General features: G+C 69.2%; 13 protein-coding genes. 2 read left to right on the forward strand and 11 right to left on the reverse strand.

Going from position 1 to position 24,315, the window contains the following annotated elements:
• Positions 1 to 10 precede the first annotated feature (10 nt).
• The 5 genes from fxsT to BKN51_RS17195 all read right to left on the reverse strand — a co-directional run bounded on the left by fxsT (position 11) and on the right by BKN51_RS17195 (position 8,104).
• A complete protein-coding gene (fxsT, locus tag BKN51_RS17175) occupies positions 11 to 2,980 on the reverse strand; it encodes an FxSxx-COOH system tetratricopeptide repeat protein (protein WP_101608614.1) in 2,970 nt (989 codons plus the stop codon).
• Between the two features lie 490 nt (positions 2,981 to 3,470).
• The gene (locus tag BKN51_RS17180; protein WP_101608615.1) at positions 3,471 to 4,658 is read right to left on the reverse strand and encodes a cation:proton antiporter; all 1,188 of its coding nucleotides are present in this window, start codon (positions 4,656 to 4,658) and stop codon (positions 3,471 to 3,473) included.
• A gap of 76 nt (positions 4,659 to 4,734) precedes the next feature.
• On the reverse strand, positions 4,735 to 7,014 hold the full coding sequence (gene secD, locus BKN51_RS17185; RefSeq protein WP_101608616.1) for a protein translocase subunit SecD: 2,280 nt from the start codon (positions 7,012 to 7,014) through the stop codon (positions 4,735 to 4,737).
• 88 nt (positions 7,015 to 7,102) lie between these two features.
• Entirely contained in the window at positions 7,103 to 7,495 is a 393-nt protein-coding gene (locus BKN51_RS17190) for a hypothetical protein (protein WP_233224206.1), read from the reverse strand.
• A gap of 30 nt (positions 7,496 to 7,525) precedes the next feature.
• On the reverse strand, positions 7,526 to 8,104 hold the full coding sequence (locus BKN51_RS17195) for a TetR/AcrR family transcriptional regulator (protein WP_101613272.1): 579 nt from the start codon (positions 8,102 to 8,104) through the stop codon (positions 7,526 to 7,528).
• Positions 8,105 to 8,186: 82 nt separating this feature from the next.
• Here BKN51_RS17195 and BKN51_RS17200 point away from each other — a divergent pair, with 82 nt between their 5' ends.
• A complete protein-coding gene (locus BKN51_RS17200; RefSeq protein ID WP_101608618.1) occupies positions 8,187 to 8,513 on the forward strand; it encodes a rhodanese-like domain-containing protein in 327 nt (108 codons plus the stop codon).
• A 6-nt stretch (positions 8,514 to 8,519) separates the two neighbouring features.
• Here the strand turns inward: BKN51_RS17200 and BKN51_RS17205 are convergent, their stop codons facing one another.
• Positions 8,520 to 9,179 carry a maleylpyruvate isomerase family mycothiol-dependent enzyme gene (locus BKN51_RS17205; RefSeq protein WP_101608619.1) on the reverse strand — a complete coding sequence of 220 codons (660 nt, stop codon included), beginning with the start codon at positions 9,177 to 9,179 and terminating at the stop codon, positions 8,520 to 8,522.
• Positions 9,180 to 9,261: 82 nt separating this feature from the next.
• On the opposite strand from BKN51_RS17205, the gene BKN51_RS17210 reads away from it, so the two are divergent.
• Positions 9,262 to 9,672: a RidA family protein gene (locus BKN51_RS17210; protein WP_101608620.1), complete on the forward strand. Its 411-nt coding sequence runs from the start codon at positions 9,262 to 9,264 to the stop codon at positions 9,670 to 9,672.
• 37 nt (positions 9,673 to 9,709) lie between these two features.
• Here BKN51_RS17210 and BKN51_RS17215 read toward each other — a convergent pair whose 3' ends face one another.
• The 5 genes from BKN51_RS17215 to BKN51_RS17235 form a co-directional block, all read right to left on the reverse strand.
• Positions 9,710 to 18,004 carry a DUF7927 domain-containing protein gene (locus BKN51_RS17215; RefSeq protein WP_101608621.1) on the reverse strand — a complete coding sequence of 2,765 codons (8,295 nt, stop codon included), beginning with the start codon at positions 18,002 to 18,004 and terminating at the stop codon, positions 9,710 to 9,712.
• 466 nt (positions 18,005 to 18,470) lie between these two features.
• On the reverse strand, positions 18,471 to 19,325 hold the full coding sequence (locus tag BKN51_RS17220) for an alpha/beta fold hydrolase (RefSeq protein ID WP_101608622.1): 855 nt from the start codon (positions 19,323 to 19,325) through the stop codon (positions 18,471 to 18,473).
• A complete protein-coding gene (locus tag BKN51_RS17225) occupies positions 19,322 to 21,040 on the reverse strand; it encodes an ABC transporter ATP-binding protein (RefSeq protein ID WP_101613273.1) in 1,719 nt (572 codons plus the stop codon). Before BKN51_RS17225 ends, BKN51_RS17220 begins: the two co-directional genes overlap by 4 nt.
• Positions 21,037 to 23,559, reverse strand: coding sequence for an ABC transporter ATP-binding protein/permease (locus BKN51_RS17230; RefSeq protein WP_101608623.1), 2,523 nt, complete (start codon positions 23,557 to 23,559; stop codon positions 21,037 to 21,039). Before BKN51_RS17230 ends, BKN51_RS17225 begins: the two co-directional genes overlap by 4 nt.
• Positions 23,559 to 24,257, reverse strand: a complete 699-nt coding sequence (locus BKN51_RS17235) for a TetR/AcrR family transcriptional regulator (protein ID WP_101608624.1) — start codon at positions 24,255 to 24,257, stop codon at positions 23,559 to 23,561. The genes BKN51_RS17230 and BKN51_RS17235 overlap by 1 nt, the downstream gene beginning before the upstream one ends.
• Positions 24,258 to 24,315: the final 58 nt, after the last annotated feature.

Raw genomic sequence — 24,315 nt, forward strand, 5'->3', positions numbered from 1 at the left:
GGGCGGCCGGTCAAGACCGGTCGCGCAGCCGGATCGCCGTCTCGAGGTTCTCCCGGATCCTTCTGGTCAGGCGATGGTCCGGACCGAGCGCCCGCTCGGCGTCCGACCGCGCTTCTTCGAACATCCGGATGGCGAGTGGCAGATCCCCCGCGGCTCCGCGGGCGTAGGCCAGATCGTTCCGTGAATTCAGCGTGTCCTGGTGGTCGTGCCCGAACACCCGCTCCCTGGCTGCGAGCGTGCGCTCGTACAGTTCGATCGCCCTGGTCAGGTCACCCGAGGATTCGTACGCGCCCGCCAGGTTGTTCCAAGATTTCAGGGTGTCGGGGTGATCGGGACCCAGCACGCGTTCGCGATCCGCCAGGGTCCGTTCCTGGAGTTCGACCGCGCGGGCGAGGTCGCCCGCCGACTCGCACGCTCCCGCGAGATTGCCCCGCGAAACCAGCGTGTTGGGATGGTCCGGCCCCAGCACCCGTTCACGATCTTCCAATGTCGCCTCGAACAACGTGACCGCGCGCTTAGAGTCACCCATCGACCAGTGGAGATAGGCTAGATTGTTCCGGTAGAGCAAGGTCTCCGGGTGGTCTGCGCCCAGCACCCGCTCGCGATCCGCGAGCGTGGCTTCGTGGAGCGGGATCGCCCGTTCGGCGTCGCCCGCCATTTCGTACGCCATGGCCAGGTTGTTCCGGGAGACCAGCGTGTCCGGGTGCTCCTTTCCCAGCACGCGCTCGCGTCCTTCCAGCGTTTCGTCGAACAGCGAGATCGCCCGCCTCACGTCACCGGCGGCGTGGCAGGCGGCAGCCAGGTTGTTCCGGCAGCTCAACGTGTCCGGATGTGCAGGCCCCAGCACCCGCTCGCAGTCCGCCAGCGCGGTCTCGAGCAGCGAGGTCGCGCGCCGCAGATCACCGGCCGCCTGGTACGCGGACGCCGAAGTGTTCCGGGCGCGCAGGGTGATCGGATGGTCGAAGCCGAAAAGGCGTTCACCGGCGCCGACGGCCCGTTCCGCGAACGCGATGCCCGCCGCGGCGTCGCCCTGACCGAGGACGTAGAGGCTGAGGCTGTTGGCGAGGTGGCAAAGCGGGCCGGTGTCACTCTCGGTGTGGTCGAGCAGCGCCCGCCCGTGCGGCAACACGGCTTGGAAGACGGGCCAGTCCTCGGGCAGCCGGGGATCCACCACGTCGAGCGCGTGGGCGAGCGCGACGGCGGTGGCCTCACGGGCGTGGTCGATGTCCTCGGGACCGCGGTAGGGGTCGGCCGGGTCGGGAGTCCGGGTCACGGCCTGCACGAGGCGGTGGACGCCGATCGTCTCGGCGTCGAGGGTGATCATGCTGTAGGCGGCCAGCCGCCCCAAAGCCTCCGACAGCTCCGGTTCCTCGCCGTCGCCCTCCAGCAGCGATCGCGGGATGCGTTCGGGAGCGTGCCAGGCCAGCCGTCGCAACAACTTCGCGGCGAGCGGGGTGTCCGCGAGCCGGTCGAGGGTGACGTGCCAGACCCGGGCCACGGCGCGCTCCGCGTCCTCGGCCTCCGCGGTCCAGGCGAACATCTTGGCCGGGGACCTGGCGAGCAGGCCGAGGTAGCGGGCGGGCGTCATCCGGTTCTGGGCGAGGTACGCCCCGGCCTGTTCCACCGCCAAGGGCAGCCAGCCGAGTTCGGCGCAGAGTTCGCCGGCGCCCGCCAGCTCCGCCTCCGGCCACTCCGCCCGGACCGTCCGGGCGAGCAACTCGGCCGCCTCGTCCGGTTCCAGCACGTCCAGTGACACGGTGCCGACGTCCCGCCAGCCGGTGCCCCGTCTGCTGGTGATGAGGATCGTGCCGGTCCGCACCCGGTCCAGCAGCCCGGCGGCGTGCGCGAGCTCGGTCAGGTTGTCGAGGATCAGCAGCCAGCCGGTATGCCCGGCCAGCCAGCCGACGGCCTGTTCGGCCCGCTGTTCCCACGGCAGCCCCACGGCCTCCGGGGACAGCGCCACGGCCAGCTCCGCCAACCCGTCGTCGATCGCCGAAGCCGAGTCCGCCGTCACCCACCAGACGGCCGAATAGTCGGCCGAACGCAGCTCGGCGAACCTGGCGGCCAGGCTGCTCTTGCCGACGCCGCCGAGCCCGTGCACCGCGACCACCGCGACCCGGGCGGCGGCTTTCGCCGTCTTCTCCAGCCTGTCCAGCTCGGCCGCGCGCCCGACGAAGACCCTGCCGCTCAGGGGCAGTTTCCACGCCGCGTGCCGGGGCGGCGGAACATCGGTCTCCGAGAGAATGCCGTCGATGAATCTCGAAATCTGGCCGTACACAAGGGAATCGCGGCCGGCCGGTTTGCAGATGCCGACGTGGTCGGCGTCGACGGGGATCGGGCGGACCCGGGGCAGGCCGGGGTTGGCCGAGCCCTCGTCGACCACCCGGACCCCTCTGGTCGGATACGCCTCGAAGAACACCAGGTTCCGGATCCCGGACTCGTCGGCCCAATCGCGGTAACGGTCGTTGAGGTGCCGCAGGTGGGCGGCGTTGCGTTTGAGGTCCTTCACCGCCGCGGTGGACCGATAGAGCAGTCCGAGCGCCTTGACGACCGCCGCCAGCCCCGAGCCGGTGTGCGGGGTCCCCAGGAAGACCACCCCGCGCGCGGCCGTCGCGAACGCCGCGAAGCCGGTCCGGCCCTCGGCCGCGTGCAGCAGGATCTCCTTGGCCAGCAGGCCGCCCATGCTGTGGGTGACGAAACACAACGGCCGCTCGCCGATGCCGAGGTTCTGCAGCGACGCCATCAGGTTGATCGCCCGGTCCTGCATGGGCATCGCCTTGCCCCGCCAGCCCGACGACCAGGCCTCGTAGCCCACCGACCACACCGCCACGCGGTCGAAATCCTCGGCGAGCCACTCCGGCCAGAACGACGACGGCGACCCGCCCGCCCACGTCTTCCGCGCGTCCCCGTCCAGCCCGTGCAGGAACACCACGTCCAACCCGGCCGACACGGGAACCCGGACCTTGAGGATCTCGGGCAATCTCCTACCTCCGGTCGGGCGGGCGGTTCCGTGGTGCCGCCACCGGATGTCGGCCGCCCGGTGCCCGCCGTTACGCGCGGCCCCAGGACGCGCCTCGTGAGTGGTAAGGACGGTTCTTTCGAGGACCAGGGCAACATGGCGTGCTCTTGCCGTTTTGGCGTCGGTCGTGGGGTGGAAGTGCCGGCCGTGTGATCAGAGACGGATCACGCGTGCTTGGAGCCGGATCTCACGTGATCGGGAGACGATCACGGAGTTCGCCTTCTGATCACGCGAGATCCGGCCCCAATCACGCGAGTCACGCCTTCGCTCACCGTGGGTTCAGCCACAACGCCACCATGAAGGCCACACCAGCCTCCCGGGACGTCGCGAAAGCCACTTTCGGGACATCAGACGTCCCGAAAGTGGCTTTCGCGACACGGCCGCTCGGCATCGGACGCGGCGAAGGACCCCTTCATCCGCGCCGACCCCGCCACCTCACGAGGTGCCCTGCTCAGGAGGTCTTCGACTTGCGGTTCAGGAACGCCGACGCCCCGACGCCGTGCGCGGCGACGCTCGCCAGCACCGTCACCGACATGACGCTCAACGCGACGTCCGCCGCGTCCCCGTCGAGTGAGTTGTAGGCCAGCAGGCCGAACACGATCGACGCCGCGCCGCGTGGCGCCAGGAAACCGATGGTCATCCGGTCCCGCCACCGGAAATCGGTCCGCAGCAAGGTGAGCAGCACCGGGATGAGCCGGGCGACGGTCAGCGCGACGACGCTGACGATCACGACGCCCCAGGTGAGGCCGAAGGACAGCACCAGCACCGCGGTGCTGCCGAAGACGAACCACATCAGCAGCCCGCACAGAGAACTGACGTCCTCGGCCAGCCCGAGTTCGTCCTCACTCGGATGCCGCGCGGTCTTGTAGGCGATCCCGCAGATGAACGCGGCGACGAAACCGTTGCCGCCGATCGCGACGGCGGCGGTGTAGGTCAGCAGCGGCAGCGCGACGGCGGCGACCCGTGCGGAATGCCGCGTCGACCAGCCGTGTTTGCCCGTCACGTTCATCGCCACCGCGGCGACCGCGCCGATCACGGAGCCCGCCAGCACGGCCAGCAGCGCCGCCGGGATCGCGGTCTGCAGCGCCTCACCCGGCGTGTTCGCCTGATTGCGGCTCCCCGCGAGGGTGAGCGCGAAGATGAACACCGGGGCGACGACGCCGTCGTTGTAGCCGCTTTCGACGTTCAGCAGATGCCGCACGCGTTCGGGCACCCGGACGTCGTGCACCACCGACGTCGCGGGCGCGAAGTCCGTGGGGGCGATGATGCAGGCGATCAGCAGCACCACCGTCCACCCGAGCCCCGGCAGCACCAGCAGGCCGACCCCCATGACGATCAGGATCGTCAGCGGCAGCGCGATCAGCAGCAGCCGCACCGCGGTCTTGGCGTCATGACCGAGATAGCCGCCCTTGACCGCGGTGGCGTCCACGAACAGCAGCAGGGCGAGGATCAGTTCCGCGGCGTTGAGGGCGATCTCGGTGTTGAGCCCGTTGCCGAGATCGTTGCGGGTGCTGAACCCGATCGCCAGCCCCGCCGCGACCATCGCCATCGGCGCGGTGATCTGCCACCGTTCCAGCCGTGCCGCCGTCATCGTCCAGGCCAGCACGACGACCGCACCGACGAGCACGCTCTGGATCATCTACCCGCCCCTCGTTCCCGGTGGACTCCCCTGCCACCGGGAACGAGCATAGAGGCCGTCCACAAAGGAACGCCGATCACACCACCGCGCCGTTGTCGTCGCGCTCCCGTACCCGCGACGGCTTCCTGACCGGACGCCCGGCCCCTGGCCAGCGTTTGTCGAGCAGGATCGCGACGGGACCCGCGGTGGCCACAGTGGACACCGTTCCCGCGATGAGGCCGAGCAGGAGCGCGAGGGCGAAGTCGGCCAGCGAGCCGTCCCCGAGGAACAGCAGCGCCCCGAGGACGAACAGCACCCCGATCCCGGTGTTGATCGTCCGGGGCAGCGTCTGCAGGACCGCCGTGCCGACGACGCGGGCGAACGGCTCCTTGCGGCGCTGCCCCCGCACCTCCCGGACCCGGTCGAAGACCACCACCGAGTCGTTGACCGAATAGCCGATCACCGTCAGGAGCGCGGCGAGGAAGACGCCGTCCATGGACTTGCCCAGCCAGGCGAAGATCCCGACGATGATCAGGACGTCCTGGGCGAGCGCCGCCACCGTGGCCAGGCCGAGCCGCCAGTCGAACCGCACCGCGAGGTAGATCAGCTGCGCCAGCACCGCGAGGAGGAGCGCGACGACCGCCTTGGTGCGCAGTTCGGCGCCGAGGCTCGGGCCGATCTGCTCGTCGCGGATCTCGGTGGCGTCGCCCGCCACCCCGGAGACCGCGGTCCGGATCCGCTCGGTGGCGGCCTCGTCGATGGGCTCGGTGCGCACCGAGATGTCCTTCTCACCGGACACCTGCACGACGGCGCGGGGGAATCCGGCGTCGGACACCGCGTCCCGGACCTGTTCGACGTCGGCGGGCGCCGAAGTGCTGTATTCGATCACCCGGCCGCCGGTGAACTCGACGCCCAGGTTCGGTCCCGCCACGAACAGTCCCGCGATCGCGGCGATCACGATCGCGCCCGCCACCATCAGCCAGCGCCGGGGCTTGCCGAGGAACTCCGGATCGCGCCGGTTCACCCACTGGCGGACCCGGCCTTCGTGGGTGAGCCCGGAAAGCCGCGGTTTGCGCGCGACCACACCCCGCATCGTGAGGTGCAGCAGCAGGCGGGTGAGCACGAGCGAGATGAACAGTGCCACGACCACGCCGATGGACAGCGTCACTCCGAACCCGCGCACCGGGCCGGACGCCAGCCAGAACAGCAGCCCCGCGGCGAGCAGGGTGGTCACGTTCGAATCGACGATCGCCGACAGCGCCCCGCTGAACCCGCGGCTGACCGACCGGGGCAGCGAGCCTCCCTGTTTCACCGAATGTTCTTCTCTCGCCCGTTCGAAGACGAGCACGGTGGCGTCGACGGCCATGCCGATGGCCAGCACGAAGCCCGCGAGACCGGGCAGGGTCAGCGTCGCTCCGATGGCGAGCAACGCGCCGTAGGACACCGCCGCGTAGGCCACCAGGGCACCGACGGCGATGAGTCCGGCCAGGCGATACACCGCGAGCAGGAAGAGCGCGGTCAGTCCCAGGCCGATGACGGCCGCGCGGGCGCTGGCGTCGATCGCGGCGGCACCGAGGGTGGGGCCGACGGTGCGCTGCTCGATGATCTCGACCGGCGTCGGCAGCGCGCCGGCGTTGATCAGCAACGCCAGGTCCTTCGCCTCGGCCGGGGAGAAGCGCCCGGTGATCTGCGTGCTCCCGCCGACGATCCCGACCCCGCAGGCGACCTGCGGACTCACCTGGGGCGACGAGATCACCTTGTCGTCGAGCGCGATCGCCACCCGGCGGGTCGGATCACCGGGTGGCGAGCAGGCCGCCTGCCCGGTCAGCCGCTCCCAGGCGCGGCCGGAATCCCCTTTGAAGTCAACGGAAACGAGATGGCCGCCGCCTTGTGAATCGATCGTCGAGAGCGCCTTGTCGACACCTTCACCGGTCAGCGCCGCGGGTCCCAGCGTGATCGGCTGGCCGCTCTCGTCGGGCAGCACGCGGCTTCCCTGGGCCGCGTCGGTGGAAGCTCCGAGCACCGGGTGGAAGGACAGTTGTGCGGTGCGGCCGATCACTTCGACGGCCTCGCGCGGATCCCGCACGCCGGGCAGTTCGACGATGATCCGCTTGTCCCCGGAGCGGGCCAGCATGGGCTCGGCGACGCCCAGCGCGTCGACCCGGCGGCGCAGCACCTCGAGCGTCCGGTCGGTGGTCTCCGCGTCGGCGGTGATGGTGGGCGAATCCTTGGTCTCCAGCACGATCTGCGTGCCACCGCGCAGATCGAGCCCCAGGCGCGGGGCGGTGGTCAGCAACAAGTACACGGTCGCGGCGAGGATGACCAGCGAGACGACGGCTCGCCCGGTCATGCCTCGCCGCGCGGTTTCGCGCGGCACGAAGGTTTCTCCTCGATGAATTCCTCCGCGCGCGACTGAAGGCGCGCGGATTCCCGGTCCGGGCACGCGGAAGACGTGCCCGTGAGCTTCAGACGGCTACCGGGAAAGGAGGAGCTCGATCCCCCAGCGCGAGGCGGTGCGCCGCGCGCGAGGGAGGAGTGACGTCGGCGTGGAGTTCGCTGAGGCGGAGCAGCGTCGTCGACGCGGGCCCGTGCGGGACGGTCCCGAAGAGAGGCAGGTCACCGTGACCGTGCACACCCAGGAGCGAAGGTTCGGCGGCGAGCCTGCCGACGGCGCGCACCGGCGCCACGGCCTTGGAGACCGAGGAGTCGACGGTCGCGTTCGCCCCGCGCGACTCGTCGGCCGAAGCGGAATCGCCGGAGTGGAGCGCGAGGAACAGGCCTAGCGCGGTCAGGACGGCGGCGAGCAGCACCAGTACGGCCTGCCTGGCAGGCCGGTACGTCCGGCGCTCCACCGTCATCGACACACTCCCGGGGTTCTCCCCGACACCTTACTTGCCGGGCGCGAACCGTTCGGCGAGTCGCGTGATCCCGGCGCGGACGCGGCTCTCCCCCAGCTCCGGCACCAACGCTGTCAGGTGCTCGGCCGCCAGCGGCGCCAGCAGGGCGTGCGCGGCGTGTTCGGGGTCGGGGGTGCCGTCGAGCAGGATCGCCACGTGCCGGTGCCAGAACCGGTAGGCACCGATCCGGTAGCGCGCCCCCGGGGCGGCGGTCTCCGACATCCGCACCAGGGCCAGATGCTCGAGCACGTAGTCGACGTAGGCGCCGGTGAATGCCACCAGGCGTTCCGACGGCGGAGCACCGGGCCCCAGTGGCGGCGGCCCGTGCAGGATCCCTTCCTGGAGCGCCTGTTCCCGTGCGTCCAGCAGCGCGACGGCCAATCCGGCCTTATCGCCGAAGCGGCGGAAGAGCGTCCCCTTGCCCACCCCCGCGGCCGCCGCCACCTGATCCATGGACACCGCGTCGACGCCGTGCTCGGCGAACAGCGACGCGGCCGCGTCCAGGATGGCGGCGCGGTTGCGGGCGGCGTCCGCGCGTTCCTTGGGCGGCGGCGTCCGCAGGAGTTCCAGCGACGTTGCAAAAGCGGACTGCGGTCCGTTATGGTCGTGGGGCACATACGGACTCTAGTCCGATTAACTGGGAGGTAGCGACATGACCGCACTCATCACCCGTGACGACCTGAAGGTCGCGATCGACGCGAAGGCCGTGACGGTCGTCGACGCGCTGGGTGGCGAGTACTACGCCAAGCAGCATCTGCCCGGCGCCGTCCCGCTCGTCCTCGCGGACGTCGACGCGCGGGCGGCCGCCGTGCTGCCCGATCGCGGCGCCGCGATCGTCACCTACTGCTCCAACCCCGCGTGCCCCAACAGCGGACAGGTCGCCGACCGGCTCACCGCCCTCGGCTACACCGACGTCCGCAAGTACCGGGAGGGCATCGAGGACTGGGCCGGCGCCGGCCTGCCCCTCGAACAGGGCTGAGCCTCCTTACGACGGGACGCGCCGGCGCAGGACCGGCACCCCGTCGCCGTGGAGTTCGGCCAGGTAGGGCGCCCGACCGGTCATGGCCATGATCAGCGCGAGAGTCGTGCCCGAAACGAGTGGCCCGGATCCGACGGCGAAGGGGCCATCGGTCGCCTCCAGCCGCAGCCCGCCGATGCGCCCCTTCGCCATCACCACGAGATCTGAGCCCTGGTAGTAACCGGCCAGCGAGGTGAGGACGGCGATCGGATGGTCCCGGCGGAGACCCAGCGGGCGGCGGACGTCCTCGCCGTGCACGATCGTCTCGCCGAGCATCGCGATGGCGGGCAACGGCGGTTTCGTCGTGCTGGTGACGACACGACGGAACCGCTCCAGCGTCTCGGCGCCGTTCGCGCCCAGATGTTCGGCCAGCCGCATGGCGACCTGCTCGTCGAAATCGAACCGGCAGCGGATCACCCCGGCCAGCCACCGCACCGGGGTGAGGCTCGCCCCCGCGGTGAGATGCGCGAGCACCTCGCGCACGGTGAGCCCGGCGCACAGCGACGGTGTCTCCCATCGCTCTTCGGAGAGCCCTCCGAGGTCGTTCGCCAGCGCCGCCCGCTCGGTGTGGATCAGCGGCCAGACGGTCGTGGCGCGAGCGCGCGCCTTCGGTCCTGAATTCGCCATCCGAAGTCCCTCCGTCGCCCGGAATCATCGGTCATCGATACTCGGAAGGCGAACTCCGCCGAACACCGAGAGATGGGGACCGATGATCGAGCGCTGGAATCCGGAGACCGTGGCCGCACCGATCGGCCCGTACAGCCATCTGGTGCGCGTCCCGGCCGATCACGAACTCGTCGTCGTGTCCGGTCAGATCGGCGTCCTGCCCGACGGCGAACTGGCCGGGCCCGACGCCGAGTCCCAGACCCGCGCGTTGCTCGTCAACCTCGAACGGCTGCTCGAAGCCGCGGGCGCCGGACCGGAACACCTGGTCAAGGTGTTCAGCATGTTGTCCGGCACCGAGCACCTCGAGGGTTTCCGCACGGCGACGCGCGAGACCTTCACCCGCTGGTACCCGGAGGCGGACTGGCCCGCCCAGTCGCTGATCGTCGTGGCGGCGCTGGCTCGCCCGGAGCTCGTCGTCGAGGTCGAAGCGCTGATCGCGGTGCCGGCGCGGTAGGAAGCAGGATCTCCACCCCCTACCGCGCCGAGCCCGATCAGAACTCCCGGCGCCTCCGCCCGGCGAGCAGCAGCAGCGCGCCGATGGCGAGCATGCCCAGCGCCAGGATCGACATCGTCTTCACCGGGGAACCGGTGACCGCCAGGCCCGGCGGCCGGTTCGGCGGCTGCGGGGTCGGCTTGTCCGGCGGCTGCGGTGTCGGCGGTGTCGGCGGCACCCGGGTGTCGGTACCGCAGTCGGGGTTCGCCGAGCCCGGCGGGCAGTTGCCGCCCGGGGTGTCGGACGTGACCACGTTGCGGAGCCGGTGGTCACCGGTCGCCGGCTTCCGCAGGGTGACGGCGTAGGTGACGGTCGCCTTCTCCCCCGGCTTCAGCTCGCCCTTCCAGGTGAGCTTCGGCGCGGAATAGGTCACCGTTCCCGTACTGGCCTTCGCGGTGCCGTCGAAGGTGGCGTCGTCGAGCACCTGGGTCAGGTCGTCGGTGAACTTCGCGTCGTCCACTGTGGCCTGTCCGGTGTTCTCCACCGTGACGGTGTACGTGACGACCTCGCCCGGCTTCGCCTCCGTCTTGTCGACCGTCTTCTTGATCTTCAAGCTGGACAGCGGTGTCGTCGTGCCGCACTTCGGATCCTTGCTGCCCGGCGGGCAGTTGCCACCGGGGGTGTCGGTCACGATGGCGTTGGTCAGCTTGCCGTCGCCGCCGGTCTTGGTCACCTTGACGCTGTAGGTGACCGTCGCCGTCTGCCCGATCTCCAGATCACCGGTCCAGGTCAGCTTCGGTTCCTCGTAGGTCACCGAACCGATCGTCGCCGCACCGTCCTTTTGGAACACGGCGTCGTCGAGGACCTGGCCGAGGTCGTCGGTGAACGTGGCGCCGGCCAGCTTCGTCTTGCCGGTGTTGCGCACCGTCACCGTGTACTTGACGACGTCGCCCGGGTTCGCCGTGGCCTTGTCCGCCTTCTTCTCCAGTGAGATGCCGGGCACCGGGGTGCTGGTCGAACAGGCCGGGTCGCCGGACTGCGGCGGGCAGGTGCCCGGCGTGTTGGTGCTGACGGTGTTCCGCAGTTCGTGGTCACCCGTGACCGGGTTCTTCACCTTCACCGAGTACTTCAGCGTGGTCGACGCCCCCACCGGGAGATCACCGGCCCACACCAGGTTCGGCGCGGTGAAGGTGAACACCCCGGCGACCGGCGCCGACGTGGCGTCGTTCCGGTAGTCGGCGTCGTCGAGCACCTCGGACAGGTCGTCCGTGACCCGTGCGGCGTCTTCGCCGACCAGGTCGACCTTGCCGGTATTGGCCACCGTGACGGTGTAGGTGACGACGTCGCCCGGGTTCGCGGTCTGCTTGTCCGAGGTCTTCTTCACCGTCAGTTCGCGGGACGGCACGTCCGCGACGCAGTTCGGGTCGTTCGATCCCGGCGGGCAGTTGTTGCCCGGCGTGTCCGAAGTGACCACATTGGACAGCTTCTTGTCGCCGGTGTCCGGGTTCTTGATCTTGACCGTGTAGGTGATGGTCGAGGTCTGCCCGATGTCGAGCGAACCGGTCCACGTCAGTTTCGGTGCCGCGTACGAGACGCCGCCGATGGTCGTGGCGCCGTCGTTCTGGTAGTCGGCGTCGTCGAGGACCTCGGTCATGTCGTCGGTGAAGGTGGCACCGTCCTGTTTGGTCTGCCCGGTGTTGGTGACGGTGATCGTGTACTTCACCGTGTCACCCGGATCGACCTGCTTCTTGTCGGCCGTCTTCTTGATCAGCAGGCCGGAGATCGGCGTGGTCGTACCGCACTTCGGATCGGTCGAACCCGGCGGGCAGTTGCCACCCGGCGTGTCCGAGGTGACGCCGTTGACGAGCTTCTTGTCGCCGTCACCGGGGTTCTTCACCTTGACCGAGTACGTCACCGTGGCCGTGTCGCCGATGCCGAGATCACCGGTCCACGTCAGTTCGGGCTCGGCGTAGGACACCGCGCCGATCGTCGCCGAGCCGTCGTCCTGGTAGTCGGCGTCGTCGAGGACCTTGGTCAGGTCGTCGGTGAACGTCGCACCGGAGATCTTGGTCTGGCCGGTGTTCCGGACGGTCACCGTGTACTTGACCACGTCACCGGGATTCGCCGACTGCTTGTCGACGGTCTTCTTGATCTCCAGCCCCGAAACCGGCGTCTCCGTGCCACAGGCCGGATCCGTGGACCCCGGTGGGCAGTTGCCGCCCGGCGTCTCCGACGACACCGCGTTCTTGAGCCGGTTGTCACCGGTGTTCGGGTTCTTGACCTTGACCGTGTACGTCACCTTGGCCGTGTCACCGACGCCGAGGTCACCGGTCCAGGTCAGCTTCGGCGATGCGAACGACACGGCGCCGATCGTCGCGGCACCGTCGTTCTGGTAGTCCGCGTCGTCGAGCACCTGGGTCAGATCGTCCGTGAAGGTCGCACCGCTCAGTTTGGTCTGGCCGGTGTTCGTGACGGTGACCGTGTACTTCACGACATCACCAGGGTTCGCGGACTGCTTGTCGACAGCCTTCTCGATGAGCAGGCCCGACACCGGAGTGGTGGTGCCGCACTTCGGGTCCGTGGATCCCGGCGGGCAGTTGCCGCCCGGTGTCTCGGAAGTGACGGTGTTGATGAGCTTCTTGTCGCCAGGGACAGGGCTCTTGACCTTGACCGTGTAGGTGACCGTCGAGGTCTCGCCGATCTCGAGGTCGCCGGTCCAGGTCAGCTTCGGCGATGCGAAGGTCACCGCACCGATCGTCGCGGCACCATCGTTCTGGTAATCCGCGTCGTCGAGGACCTGAGCCAGATCGTCCGTGAAGGTCGCACCCGCGAGCTTGGTCTGCCCGGTGTTCCGGACGGTCACCGTGTACTTCACGACATCGCCCGGATTCGCCGACTGCTTGTCCACGGCCTTCTCGATGAGCAGGCCCGACACCGGAGTGGTCGTACCGCACTTCGGATCCGTGGATCCCGGCGGACAGTTCCCGCCCGGCGTCTCCGAAGACACCGCGTTCTTGAGCTGGTTGTCGCCGGTGTTCGGGCTCTTGACCTTCACCGTGTACGTCACCGTGGACGCCTCGCCCACGTCAAGGTCACCGGTCCAGGTCAGCTTGGGCGACGCGAAGGTCACCGCGCCGATCGTCGCGGCACCATCGTTCTGATAGTCCGCGTCGTCGAGAACCTGAGCCAGATCGTCGGCGAAAGTCGCACCGGTCAGCTTCGTCTGCCCGGTGTTGGTGACCGTGACGGTGTACTTCACGACATCGCCCGGGTTCGCCGACTGCTTGTCGACAGCCTTCTCGATCTTGAAGCCCGACACCGGAGTGGTGGTGCCACACTTCGGATCCGTCGAACCCGGCGGACAGTTCCCACCCGGAGTCTCCGAAGACACCGCGTTCTTGAGCTGGTTGTCACCGGTGTTCGGGCTCTTCACCTTCACCGTGTACGTCACTGTGGACGCCTGGCCGATGTCGAGATCACCGGTCCAGGTCAGCTTCGGTGCCGCGTAGGAAACCGCACCGATCGTCGCCGCACCATCGCTCTGGTAATCCGCGTCATCAAGGACCTGAGTCAGGTCATCGGTGAACGTCGCACCGATCAACTTCGTCTGCCCGGTGTTGGTGACCGTGACCGTGTACTTCACGACATCACCAGGGTTCGCGGCCTGCTTGTCGACCGCCTTCTCGATCATGAGGCCTGACACCGGAGTGGTCGTACCGCACTTCGGATCCGTGGATCCCGGCGGACAGTTCCCACCCGGCATGTCCGAGGTGACCACATTGGACAGACGCTTGTCACCGGGGTTCGGGTTCTTGACCTTGACCGTGTAGGTCACCGTGGACGCCTGGCCGATGTCGAGATCACCGGTCCAGGTCAGCTTCGGTGCCGCGTAGGAAACCGCACCGATCGTCGCCGCACCATCGCTCTGGTAATCCGCGTCATCAAGGACCTGAGTCAGGTCATCGGTGAACGTCGCACCGGTCAACTTCGTCTGCCCGGTGTTGGTGACCGTGACCGTGTACTTCACGACATCACCAGGGTTCGCGGCCTGCTTGTCGACCGCCTTCTCGATCTTCACTCCTGACACCGGAGTGGTGGTGCCGCACTTCGGATCCGTCGAACCCGGCGGACAGTTGCCACCCGGCGTGTCCGAGGTGACCGCGTTCTTGAGCAGGTTGTCGCCGGTGTTGGGGCTCTTGACCTTGACGGTGTAGGTGACCGTGGAGGTGCCGCCGATGTCGAGATCGCCCGTCCAGGTCAACTTCGGCGAGGCAAAGGAAACCGCACCGATGGTCGCGGCTCCGTCGTTCTGGTAATCCGCGTCGTCGAGGACCTGCGTCAGATCGTCCGTGAAGGTCGCGCCGGTCAACTTCGTCTGCCCGGTGTTCGTGACCGTGACGGTGTACTTCACGACATCGCCCGGATTCGCCGACTGCTTGTCCACGGCCTTCTCGATGAGCAGACCCGACACCGGAGTCGTCGTACCGCACTTCGGATCCGTCGAACCCGGCGGACAGTTCCCACCCGGAGTCTCGGAAGTGATCGTGTTGACGAGCTTCTTGTCGCCAGGGTCAGGGCTCTTGACCTTCACGGTGTAAGTGACGGTCGAGATCCCCCCAATTTCGAGATCGCCCGTCCACGTCAGCTTCGGTGCCGCGTAGGACACGGCACCGATCGTCGCGGCGCCGTCGTTCTGATAGTCCGCGTCGTCGAGGACCTGAGTGAGGTCGTCGGTGAACGTCGCACCGGTCAACTTGGTCTGGCCAGTATTCGTGACCGTGACGGTGTACTTCACGACATCGCCCGGGTTCGCCGACTGCTTGTCGACAGCCTTCTCGATCTTGAAGCCCGACACCGGAGTCGTCGTACCGCACTTCGGATCCGTGGATCCAGGCGGACAGTTCCCACCCGGAGTCTCCGAGGTCACCACGTTCTTCAGCAGGTTGTCACCGGTGTTGGGGCTCTTCACCTTCACCGTGTAGGTGACTGTGGACGCCTGGCCGATGTCGAGATCGCCCGTCCACGTCAACTTCGGCGAAGCAAAGGAAACCGCACCGATCGTCGCCGCACCATCATTCTGATACCCGGCATCGTCGAGCACCTGGGTCAGATCATCCGTGAACGTCGCACCGGTCAACCTCGTCTGCCCGGTGTTCGTGACCGTGACCGTGTACTTCACGACGTCACCCGGGTTCGCCGACTGCTTGTCGACAGCCTTCTCGATCTTCAACCCCGACACCGGAGTCGTCGTACCGCACTTCGGGTCCGTGGATCCCGGCGGGCAGTTGCCACCCGGCGTATCGGAAGTGACCACATTGGACAGCTTCTTGTCGCCTGGGTTCGGGTTCTTGACCTTCACCGTGTAAGTGACGGTCGACGTCTGCCCGATGTCCAGGTCACCGGTCCAGGTCAGCTTCGGCGATGCGAACGACACCGCACCGATCGTCGCCGCGCCGTCATTCTGGTAATCCGCGTCGTCGAGGACCTGCGTCAGATCATCGCTGAACGTCGCACCGGAAACCTTGGTCTGGCCGGTGTTCCGCACGGTCACCGTGTACTTGACCACGTCACCGGGGTTCGCCGACTGCTTGTCGACCGTCTTCTCGATGAGCAAACCGGAAACCGGCGTCGTCGTACCGCACTTCGGATCCGTCGAACCCGGCGGACAGTTACCGCCCGGAGTCTCCGACGTCACCACGTTCTTGAGCTGATTGTCCCCGGTGTTCGGGTTCTTCACCTTCACCGTGTACGTCACCGTGGAGGTTTCACCGACACCGAGGTCGCCCGTCCACGTCAGTTTCGGTGAAGCGAAGGACACCGTGCCGATCGTCGCGGCACCATCATTCTGGTAGCCGGCATCGTCGAGCACCTGCGTCAGATCGTCGGTGAACGTCGCGCCCGTGAGCTTCGCCTGCCCGGTGTTCCGGACGGTCACCGTGTACTTCACGACATCGCCCGGATTCGCCGACTGCTTGTCCACGGCCTTCTCGATGAGCAGGCCCGAAACCGGCGTCGTCGTACCGCACTTCGGATCCGTCGAACCCGGCGGACAGTTACCGCCCGGAGTCTCCGACGTCACCACGTTCTTGAGCCGGTTGTCCCCGGTGTTCGGGTTCTTCACCTTCACCGTGTAGGTGAACGCCGCGCTCGTCCCCGCGGCGAGCGTCCCGGTCCAGGTCAGCTTCGGCTCCGCATAGGACACCGAGCCGGGCGACGCGGTGGCGTCGTTCTGGTAGACCGCGTCGTCCAGCAACCCGGTCAGGTCGTCGACGACCTTGAGGCCCGCCGCGGTCACCCGTCCGGTGTTGGCGACGTTGACCGTGTAGCGCACGGTGTCACCGGGGTTGGCGGACTCCTTGTCGACGGTCTTCGTCACCGTGTACGACGGCGGAGGCACCTTGGTCTTCGCACAGGCCGCGGCGGGATCGTCCGGGCAGCGGTTGTCGGGCGGGACGACCGGCGGCGGTCCGATCGGGACGGTCGCGCGGTTCACCAGTTCCTTGCCGATGGCGGCTTCTTCGACCTTCACGCGCACGGTCAGCGTCGCGGTTTCCCCGACCGCGAGGCCGTTCACGGCCCAGTCGATCGGCCCCGTGCCGGACGCCGTGCCCTTCGTGGGATCGGACGACACGTGGGTCGTGCCCGGCGGGAGCGTGTCCCGCACGGTGAGCGCGGGCACCGGGATCACGCCGGTGTTCCGCAAGGTCACCTTGTAGGTCAAGGTATCCCCTGGGATCGCCTCGGCGAGGTCGACCGACTTCGTGAGCTGGTATCCCGGTGAGGCGACCGTGTTCCGCACCGTGTTCGAGGTGCGTTCCTGCGGGCGGCCGGTGTCCTCGCCGCGGAAGGTCAGCTTGCCGGTGTTGTCGAGCTTCGTGCCGTCCGGCACCGTGGCGCCGACCTTGACCTTGAAGGCGACCTTCTGCGACTGCCCGGCCGCCAGATTCCGCACCCGGCAGGTGACCACCTGCCCGGTGGCCGAACAGTCCGGATTGGACCCGGCCACGAACGTGACGCCATTGGGCAAGGTGTCGGTGAGGACGATGTTCGTCGCGGTGTCGAGGTCGGTGACGCTGCCGTCGGCATGCTTGTTGGTGACGTCGAAGGTGTAGGTGACGTCACCGCCCTTGGTGACGTACCCGGGCGGACTGTCGTTGGTGTTGCCGACCGGGTCGTTGGCCTTGGTGATCTGCAGATCCGGTTCGAGCGCGTCGGTGACCAGCCAGACCACCTGCGGGTACAGCGCGTCGCCGACGGTGCCGATCTTCACCTGGAGCGCGGTGGTCCCGGCGGGGACCTTGCCGGTGATGTCGACGCTGCGGGAGTCGTAGCCGACGTTGTTCACCGGATTCGGATCGCGCGTGGTGACGTTGGTGCCCGAGCCGTTCGCCGCGACACGGTCGATCCGGCTGCTGAACGCGTTGTCGGTCGACACACCGGACGGGGACGGCATGGAGATGGTCTGGAGGCTGGAGGCGTTCGGACCCACCTGGAGGTAGTCACCGGCGATGGGCGCGTCACCGTCGCCCGCGACGATGCCGAGTTCGACGTTGGGCTGACGGGAGGTGGGCGCCTTGATGCCGCCCAGCGCGATGGTCGCCGAGCTCGGGGTGGTGCCGCCGGCGACGCGCTGCAAGCCGTCCCACACCTGCAGGTAGCGCAGCGGTTCGCTGGGCAGCTCGTAGGCCACCACCAGCGACCAGCCGCCCCAGCAGCCGAGGTTGGTACTGCTGACCGACTGGCCCTGACAGGCCTGGATGTCTGCGACCGTGTACTGCCCCGCCCCGGCGTTGGTGACGAGGTTCGTGACATCGGCGGCGCCGCCGTAGGCGTACAAGGTCGGGAAGCCGCCCGTCGTGAGGGCGGGGAACCAGTCGTAGGTGTCGGCGGTGATCCGCTGGTAGGTGTTCGAACCGGGGCTCTTCACCGAGACCTGGTTGCCCTTGTTCCCGTCGCCGGAAGTGCCGGCGGAAGCGACCGGGTTGAACTGCCAGTACAACCGGGCGTTGAGCACCTTCGCCCCGGCCGGCACCCTCAGGTTCGCGGCGGAGGCGGTGTTACCGGGCGCGGCCGGATCGGTCTTGATCCACGACACCGGGCTCGCGTTGCTCGCGGAGGCGTCGCAAACGACGCCGATACCGCATTGGACCACCGAGTTGGCGGCCATCGTGACCCCACCGTGGGCCAGCCCGTTGTACACCGGCTCCGGCCCGATCGGCCGCTCGGTGCCCGCTCCGCGCGGCTGTGTCTGGGCACTCGCGGGCAGCGGGGCACCCATCAGCAGGGCCACGGCGACCACCGCGAGCAGCGCTATGCCCCGGCGCCACCGATTTCGCCCACGCCGTTCCGCCATGCCGCCTCCGCCTCACCCCTCGCTTCCATCGACCCAGGTCAGGAGGATGGGGACAGCGAGCCCGATCGAAGGTCATCCTGTGTCGCGAAGATCATCGACGGCAACCGGGATCGGCGGTGTCCCCTGGATAGAACCCGTTGAGTGGCCTCGAAACCCCCGGACGGGTGATGAAACCCGGGCAATCGTCCACAACGGACTGAAATCCTCGGGAGTGGCGTTTGAGCGCGAAAACTGCCGTGGTCGAACACGTGATCGACTTTCCTTGTCGTGGCTCCGGGCCCTAGTGCTACGCGAATTCCCTCGCGATGATGCTCGGCTCCGAGACACCTCCGGTGGACGTGCTCGAAACCGTGACCGGCAGTCCTTTCGGCATGCAGCTGGTACGACCTCGTCACCGAGGACGACGGGCGTGCCGCCGAGACGCTCCGGACGCTCGCGCCGACCTACGAAGAACTCCGTCGGGCTCTCACAGCATCCTGACGATCTCGCGGGCGATCACCTCGGGCTCGGTCTTCGGGATGTAGTGACCGGACCGCTCGGCGATCACGTGCCGCCCGCCGGGCGAGGCAGCCACCCGGTGGGCGTGGGACGCGTTCGCCCGCGCCCGCACCCCCGCGGACATCCCGTCCCCGCCGCGCCCGCCGGAGACGACGGTGACCGGGATGTCGGCGAGCACCGGCGGATCGTGCCGCCAGACCGCCAGTTCGTCGAGGAAGGTGCGGGCCTGCTCCCGGTGGGTCCGCATCGTCGCGGCGGTGAACGCCTCACGTTCGAGGTCGCGGCGGACGTCGTCGGGGATGTCCCGCAGCAGGCCGCGGAAGACGACCTTGAGCAGACCCAGCCGCGCGAGCACGGTACCCAGCCCGATCATCACGCGTTCACCGGTGCGGAAGGCGCGGCCGAAGAGCACGTCCGCCGCCTCGTCGGTCGGATCGACCAGCACCAGACCGGCGATCCGCTCCGGGCGGCGGGCGGCGGCCTGCCGCACGATCGGCCCGCCGGCGCTGTGCCCGGCGAGGACGTACGGTCCCGGGCCGAAGTGGTCGAGGACGTCGTTGAGGTCGTCGGCCATCCGGCGCAGCGTCCGGCCGCCGGGGTCGGGGGCGCTGCGGCCGAGCCCGGACCGGTCGTAGACGATCGCGCGGGCGGACCGGGCGACCTCCGGCTGGACCGCCGCCCAGGACGACCGGGTGGCCGCCGCTCCGGCTTCGAACACGACCGTCGGCCCGGTGACTCCGGCGGGTCCCGGCAGCACCATCGCGTGCAGCCGTCTGCCGTCACGGGTGACGACCCAGTCCGGCTCGCCTTGGGTGTGGCTCATCGTGCGGTGATCCTCCAGCCGGTGGCGTCGATCTGCCGCCGCCAGAACTCGGCGAACCGGCCTTGCCTCGCGAGGAGTTCCTCGACGGTGCCGTCTTCGGTGATCTTCCCGCCCTCCAGGAAAAGGACCCTGTCGGCGTGCCGGATCCCGGCGATCCGATGGGTGACGATCACCCGGGTCCGCGGCACGGGATCGGCGCTGAGAGACCGGACGACGGCGTCCTCGTTCTCGGTGTCCAGCGCGCTGGTGGCCTCGTCGACCAGCAGCACGGGCGCCGGTTTGAGCAGCGCGCGGGCGATGGACACCCGCTGCCGCTCACCGCCGGAGAGCGCGCCGCCCGCCTCGCCGACGGCCGTGTGCGCCAGCAGTTCGCCGACCCTGGCGAGCTCGACGACCTCGGCGACCCTTTCCTCCGTCGCCGAGGGATCCCCGGCGAGGACGTTGTCGCGCACCGAACCGTCGAACAGGTACGGCTGCTGGAAGACGACGGTGACCAGCTCCCGCCGGTCGGCCGCGGACAGTTCGGCGAGATCCGTCCCGCCGACGAGCACCCGTCCGCCGGTGGGCTGGTGCAGGCCGGCGAGCAACGCGAGGACGGTGCTCTTGCCCGAACCGGACGGCCCGACGATCGCGGTCGTCGTCCCCGGTTCGAGGGTGAGGGCGAAGTTCTCCAGAACGTCTTCGGTGCCTGGCGAATAACGGAAACCGACGTCCTCGAACCGGATCCGCGGCGCCTCCTTCCCCGGCGCGACGGCCTCGCCCGCCGGGGCCACGGGTGCGGTGAGCACGGTGCGGATGCGGCCGAGCGTGGTGGTGGCGGTCTCGATGCCGGGAGCGAGATCACCGAGCGCGGTGAACGGTTCCAGGTACCGGGCGAGCACGACGATCAGCGCGATCGCCTCGGGCACGCCCAGTTCTCCTTGAGTGGCAAGGAGAACAGTCGTCCCGGCGAGCAGGACCAGCGCCAGCTGACCGGCGATGCCGAACAGCACCTGACCCGGGATCTGCAGGCGCAGCAGCCGGACCGTCGCGCCGTGGTGCGCGGCGAGCGCGGCACCGGCGTGACTGCGCGCGGGCTCCACGCGACGGGCCGCGCGCAACGTCTGTTGCGTGCGGGCGAACTCGACGATCCGCTCGGTGAGCACGGTGTTCGCTTCGGCCGCCGCCCGGTCGGCACGGCGGGTGATCCGGCCGGTCGCCCACAACGCGCCCAGCAGCACCGGGACCCCGGCCAGCGCGGCGAGCCCGAGCGGCCAGGCGATCGCCAGCAGGGCCAGCGCGATCGCGATCGGCAGCAGGACCGCGCCGATGAGCGGGGTGAGCAGATAGCCGACCAAACCGACGAGGTCAGGACCGGTCGCGGCGATGGCCTGGCGGGCGGTCTGGGTGTTGGCACTGTCCAACCAGGACAGCCGGACGTTCGTCAGATGCTCGGCGACATCGTGCTGGGCGTGGTCCAGCACCCCGAAACCGAGTTCGAAGCCGAGCCGTCCCACGACGGCGTCGACCGCCCAGCCCGCCGCGGTGACGGCGGCGAGCGCGCCCAGCCAGGGCAGTGCTTCCGCGGCGTCGGCGCCGAACAGGGCGCCCACCAGCGGCACGAGCAGAACGACACCGACGGCGCGCAGCAGCACCGAGAACACGGCGAGCACGAGGTAGCGCCGGAACGTCCGGCGTCGCGTCCCGGGGATCAGGCCCAGCAGGGTGCGGATCACGCGGTCACCCCCGCGCCCGCTCCGGCCTGCCACAGGCGGGTGTAGCGCCCGCCCGAAGCCAGCAGTTCGTCGTGGGTCCCGCTTTCGGCGATCTCCCCGCGGTCGAGGACCACGATCCGGTCGGCGCCGGTGACGGTGTGCAGACGATGGGCGATGACCAGGACGGTCCGGCCCTCGGTGAGCCGGTCGAGTGCTTGTTGCACGAGGTACTCCGACTCGGGATCGGCGAAGGCGGTCGCCTCGTCGAGGACGAGGACGGGGGCGTCGGCGAGGATCGCGCGGGCGATGGCGACCCGCTGGCGTTCCCCGCCGGACAGCTGGGAACCGGCGCCGAGGACGGTGTCGTACCCCTGCGGCAGCCGCAGGATCCGCTCGTGGATCTGCGCGTCACGAGCCGCGGCGACGACCTGGTCTTCGGTGGCGCCGGGAACGGCGAGCGCGATGTTCTCCCGCACGGTCCCCTGGACGAGTTGCGGATCCTGCACCACGAATCCCACCCGGCCGTAGAGTTCGTCGGCGGCGAACGAGCGGACGTCCCGGCCGCCGACGCGGATCGCCCCTTCGGTCACGTCGTGGAACCTCGCGACCAAGGCGGCGAGGGTCGACTTCCCGGCTCCCGACGGGCCGACCAGCGCGGTCACCGTGCCGGGACGCAAGGTCAGGGAGACGTCCTCCAGAACGGGAACACCGGTGCGGTACGCGAAGCCCACCCTGTCCAGTTCCACCGTGCCCGGCTCGGCACCGTCCCGATCTTTGAGCTCCACTGTGGACAGTTCCGGTTCGTCGAGGACGACCTGGATCCGGCGCGCGGCGAGCATTCCCTCGCGGACGCCGCCGAGGCCGTAGCCGATACCCAGCAACCGAGCGCCGAAGGTGGTGCCCAGCAGGAGGAACGGGATCAACGTCACCGGCTCCAGGCCGCCGCCGGTGACCATCAGCGTGCCGGCGCCGGTGATCAGGAGCAGGAACGTGGCGGGCCGGGTGGCGAAGTCGAGCATGGTCTTCTTGCCGGTGAACGGCCGCTGCCAGTCGCCGAGGAAGCCGATGTACTCGTCGAGCCGCCGCCGGAACGACGACGCCGCGGCACCGCCGAACACCCGGATCACCGGCTGCCCTTCCAGATACGCGCCCGCCTCCCCTGCCATCCGTTCCGCCCAGCGCATCGCCTGGCCGGTCTTGGCTCCCGATTGGACGACCATGATCGAGGTGGTGACGAGGTAGACGAGGATCGGGACGAGCAGGACGAGGGCGAGCCGCCAGTCCACCACGAAGAGGTAGGCCAGCACCGCGACCGGTGCCACGACGGCCGCCACCGCGTCGGGAACGGCGTGCGTGACCAGGTAGTGGAGCGAGAGTGTGTCGCCCTGCACGAGTTTCGCGACCGCGCCCGAACCGCGGGCGGTGAACCAGCCCAGCGGCAGCCTCGCGAGTTTGCCCAGCAACCGCTGCCGCAGATCTCGGGCGAATCGCGCGTCGGCCGCGTGCAGCCAGAGCACGACCGCCGATTCGAGCAAGGTTCCCGCGCCGAGCAGCACCAGCGCCGAGACGCCGATCGCCCACAGCGATTCGCCGCCCGCGAGCAGCCGCCGGACCAGTTCCACCAGCAACACGAACGGCGCGAGCCGGATCAGCGTCACGACGGCCTGCAGGACCCCGGCGAAGATCAGCGTCCGCCGGACCGGCGCCAGCAGCCGTCCGGCGGCCTGTGCCCGCCAAGCCCCCTTGGGGGCCTTCTCGACGGGCTTCGGGGCTTCAGCGGCCGGTTCTTCCTTCTCACCGCGGAAAGCACCCATGGCGCGGCCGTAGTACCAGTACGCCCGGCCGTGCACCTCGGACTTGGGGAAGCCGAACGTCTCCCGCAACCGGGTCTTGAGGTGTTTGAAGGAACCGGCTTCGGTCGCCAGCCACGCCTGCCAGTCCGACCAGTCGCGCGTCTCGATCGCCGCGGCCAGCGAGGTCGCGTCCCCGCGCGGCACCCAGTGCACGGCCAGCCGCGCGTGCTCGCCCAGCGGGATCAGCCGGTCGGTCTCGTCGTGCTCTTCGAGGTACAACTCGATCGGGAGGTCGGCCGGGACCACTTCGAGGATCGCGTTGATCGCGGGAATCGAGGCGGAGTCGCCGATGAGCAGGTAACCGGCGGGAGGTTCGGCGGGGACCGCGAAAGAGGTGGAACCCAAGGACATCACCGGAACCGTCGCACCCGGCCGCGCTTCACCCAGCCACCGCGAGGCGGGACCGGCGGGCTCGTGCAGGACGACGTCGACCGCGAACGTGCCGGTCTCCGGGTCGGCTTCGGTGAGCGTGTACGCGCGCTGGAACTCCGTCGGCCCGCCTTCCGGGTCCGGGAACCAGAACCGGAGCCAGGCCGTCGGCTCCACGACGACGTCCTCGAACAACGTCGGCGAGACGAACCGGATCCGCACGAACCTCGGCGTAATTTCCACTCTCTCGACGACGGTCGCTTCGTGGTCTCTCGCACCGAAACCCCGCATCACCGCGCCTTGGAACCCGCGCGCCATCACAAACCCTCCCCGGTGGCCGCCAGATCGGCCACCATCTCCACGACCGGCCTGCCCGGCGGACAGGACCCGATCAACCCGCGAATCGACGCTGTCAGCACCAGCCGCACGTACTCGGGCCTCGGAACCTCCGGCAACGCGGCGGACGGCTCGGCGAGCCGGTCGTCGCGCGACAACCGATCGCGGACCGCCTGCCGCTCACGGTCCAGCCCGTCGCCGTCGGTCTCCTCGGCTGCCATGCTGTGCTCCTCGGACGCGGTCATCGCGATGGTCAGCGACGCGACGGCGCCACTGAGCACGATCGCCGCGCCGGGCTCGTAACCCCGGCGGACGAGGGCGTCGACCTCGTCGTTCAGCAGGCGCCGGCCGCCGTCACCGCGCGGGAACAGCAGCTGCAGGTAGGTGACCAGGCCCGGATGCTCCAGCACGAAGGCACGCATCTGCAGGGCGAAGGACAGCAGGTGTCGCTCGAGGCCGTGCCGGGAATCGTCCCGGAGCCGCAACTCGGCCAGAATGCTCTCCCCGACCAGCCGCTCGAGCCCCCAGCGCCCGTCGACGTGCCGGTAGAGGGCGGTCGCGGTCACCCCCAGCCGGGCCGCGACCGCCTTGACACTCAGCCCGCGCATCCCGAGCTCGCGCCCGGCCCGCAGGATGTCGTCCGTCCCGATCCTGGCCGGACGGCCCCCGATCTTCGGCATCTCACCCCTTTGGCATGGAAAGTTATAGGGGGAAACTAAGGGTGGGCTTAGTTGAAGT

The organism is Amycolatopsis sp. BJA-103 (assembly GCF_002849735.1).
Taxonomy (GTDB): Bacteria; Actinomycetota; Actinomycetes; order Mycobacteriales; family Pseudonocardiaceae; genus Amycolatopsis.

Coding starts and splice junctions, on each gene's coding strand:
- BKN51_RS17180 (WP_101608615.1), bottom strand. CDS start 4,658: ATGATCCAGAGCGTGCTCGTCGGTGCGGTCGTCGTGCTGGCCTGGACG.
- BKN51_RS17190 (WP_233224206.1), bottom strand. CDS start 7,495: ATGACGGTGGAGCGCCGGACGTACCGGCCTGCCAGGCAGGCCGTACTG.
- BKN51_RS17200 (WP_101608618.1), top strand. CDS start 8,187: ATGACCGCACTCATCACCCGTGACGACCTGAAGGTCGCGATCGACGCG.
- BKN51_RS17205 (WP_101608619.1), bottom strand. CDS start 9,179: ATGGCGAATTCAGGACCGAAGGCGCGCGCTCGCGCCACGACCGTCTGG.
- BKN51_RS17210 (WP_101608620.1), top strand. CDS start 9,262: ATGATCGAGCGCTGGAATCCGGAGACCGTGGCCGCACCGATCGGCCCG.
- BKN51_RS17215 (WP_101608621.1), bottom strand. CDS start 18,004: ATGGCGGAACGGCGTGGGCGAAATCGGTGGCGCCGGGGCATAGCGCTG.
- BKN51_RS17220 (WP_101608622.1), bottom strand. CDS start 19,325: ATGAGCCACACCCAAGGCGAGCCGGACTGGGTCGTCACCCGTGACGGC.
- BKN51_RS17230 (WP_101608623.1), bottom strand. CDS start 23,559: ATGGCGCGCGGGTTCCAAGGCGCGGTGATGCGGGGTTTCGGTGCGAGA.
- BKN51_RS17235 (WP_101608624.1), bottom strand. CDS start 24,257: ATGCCGAAGATCGGGGGCCGTCCGGCCAGGATCGGGACGGACGACATC.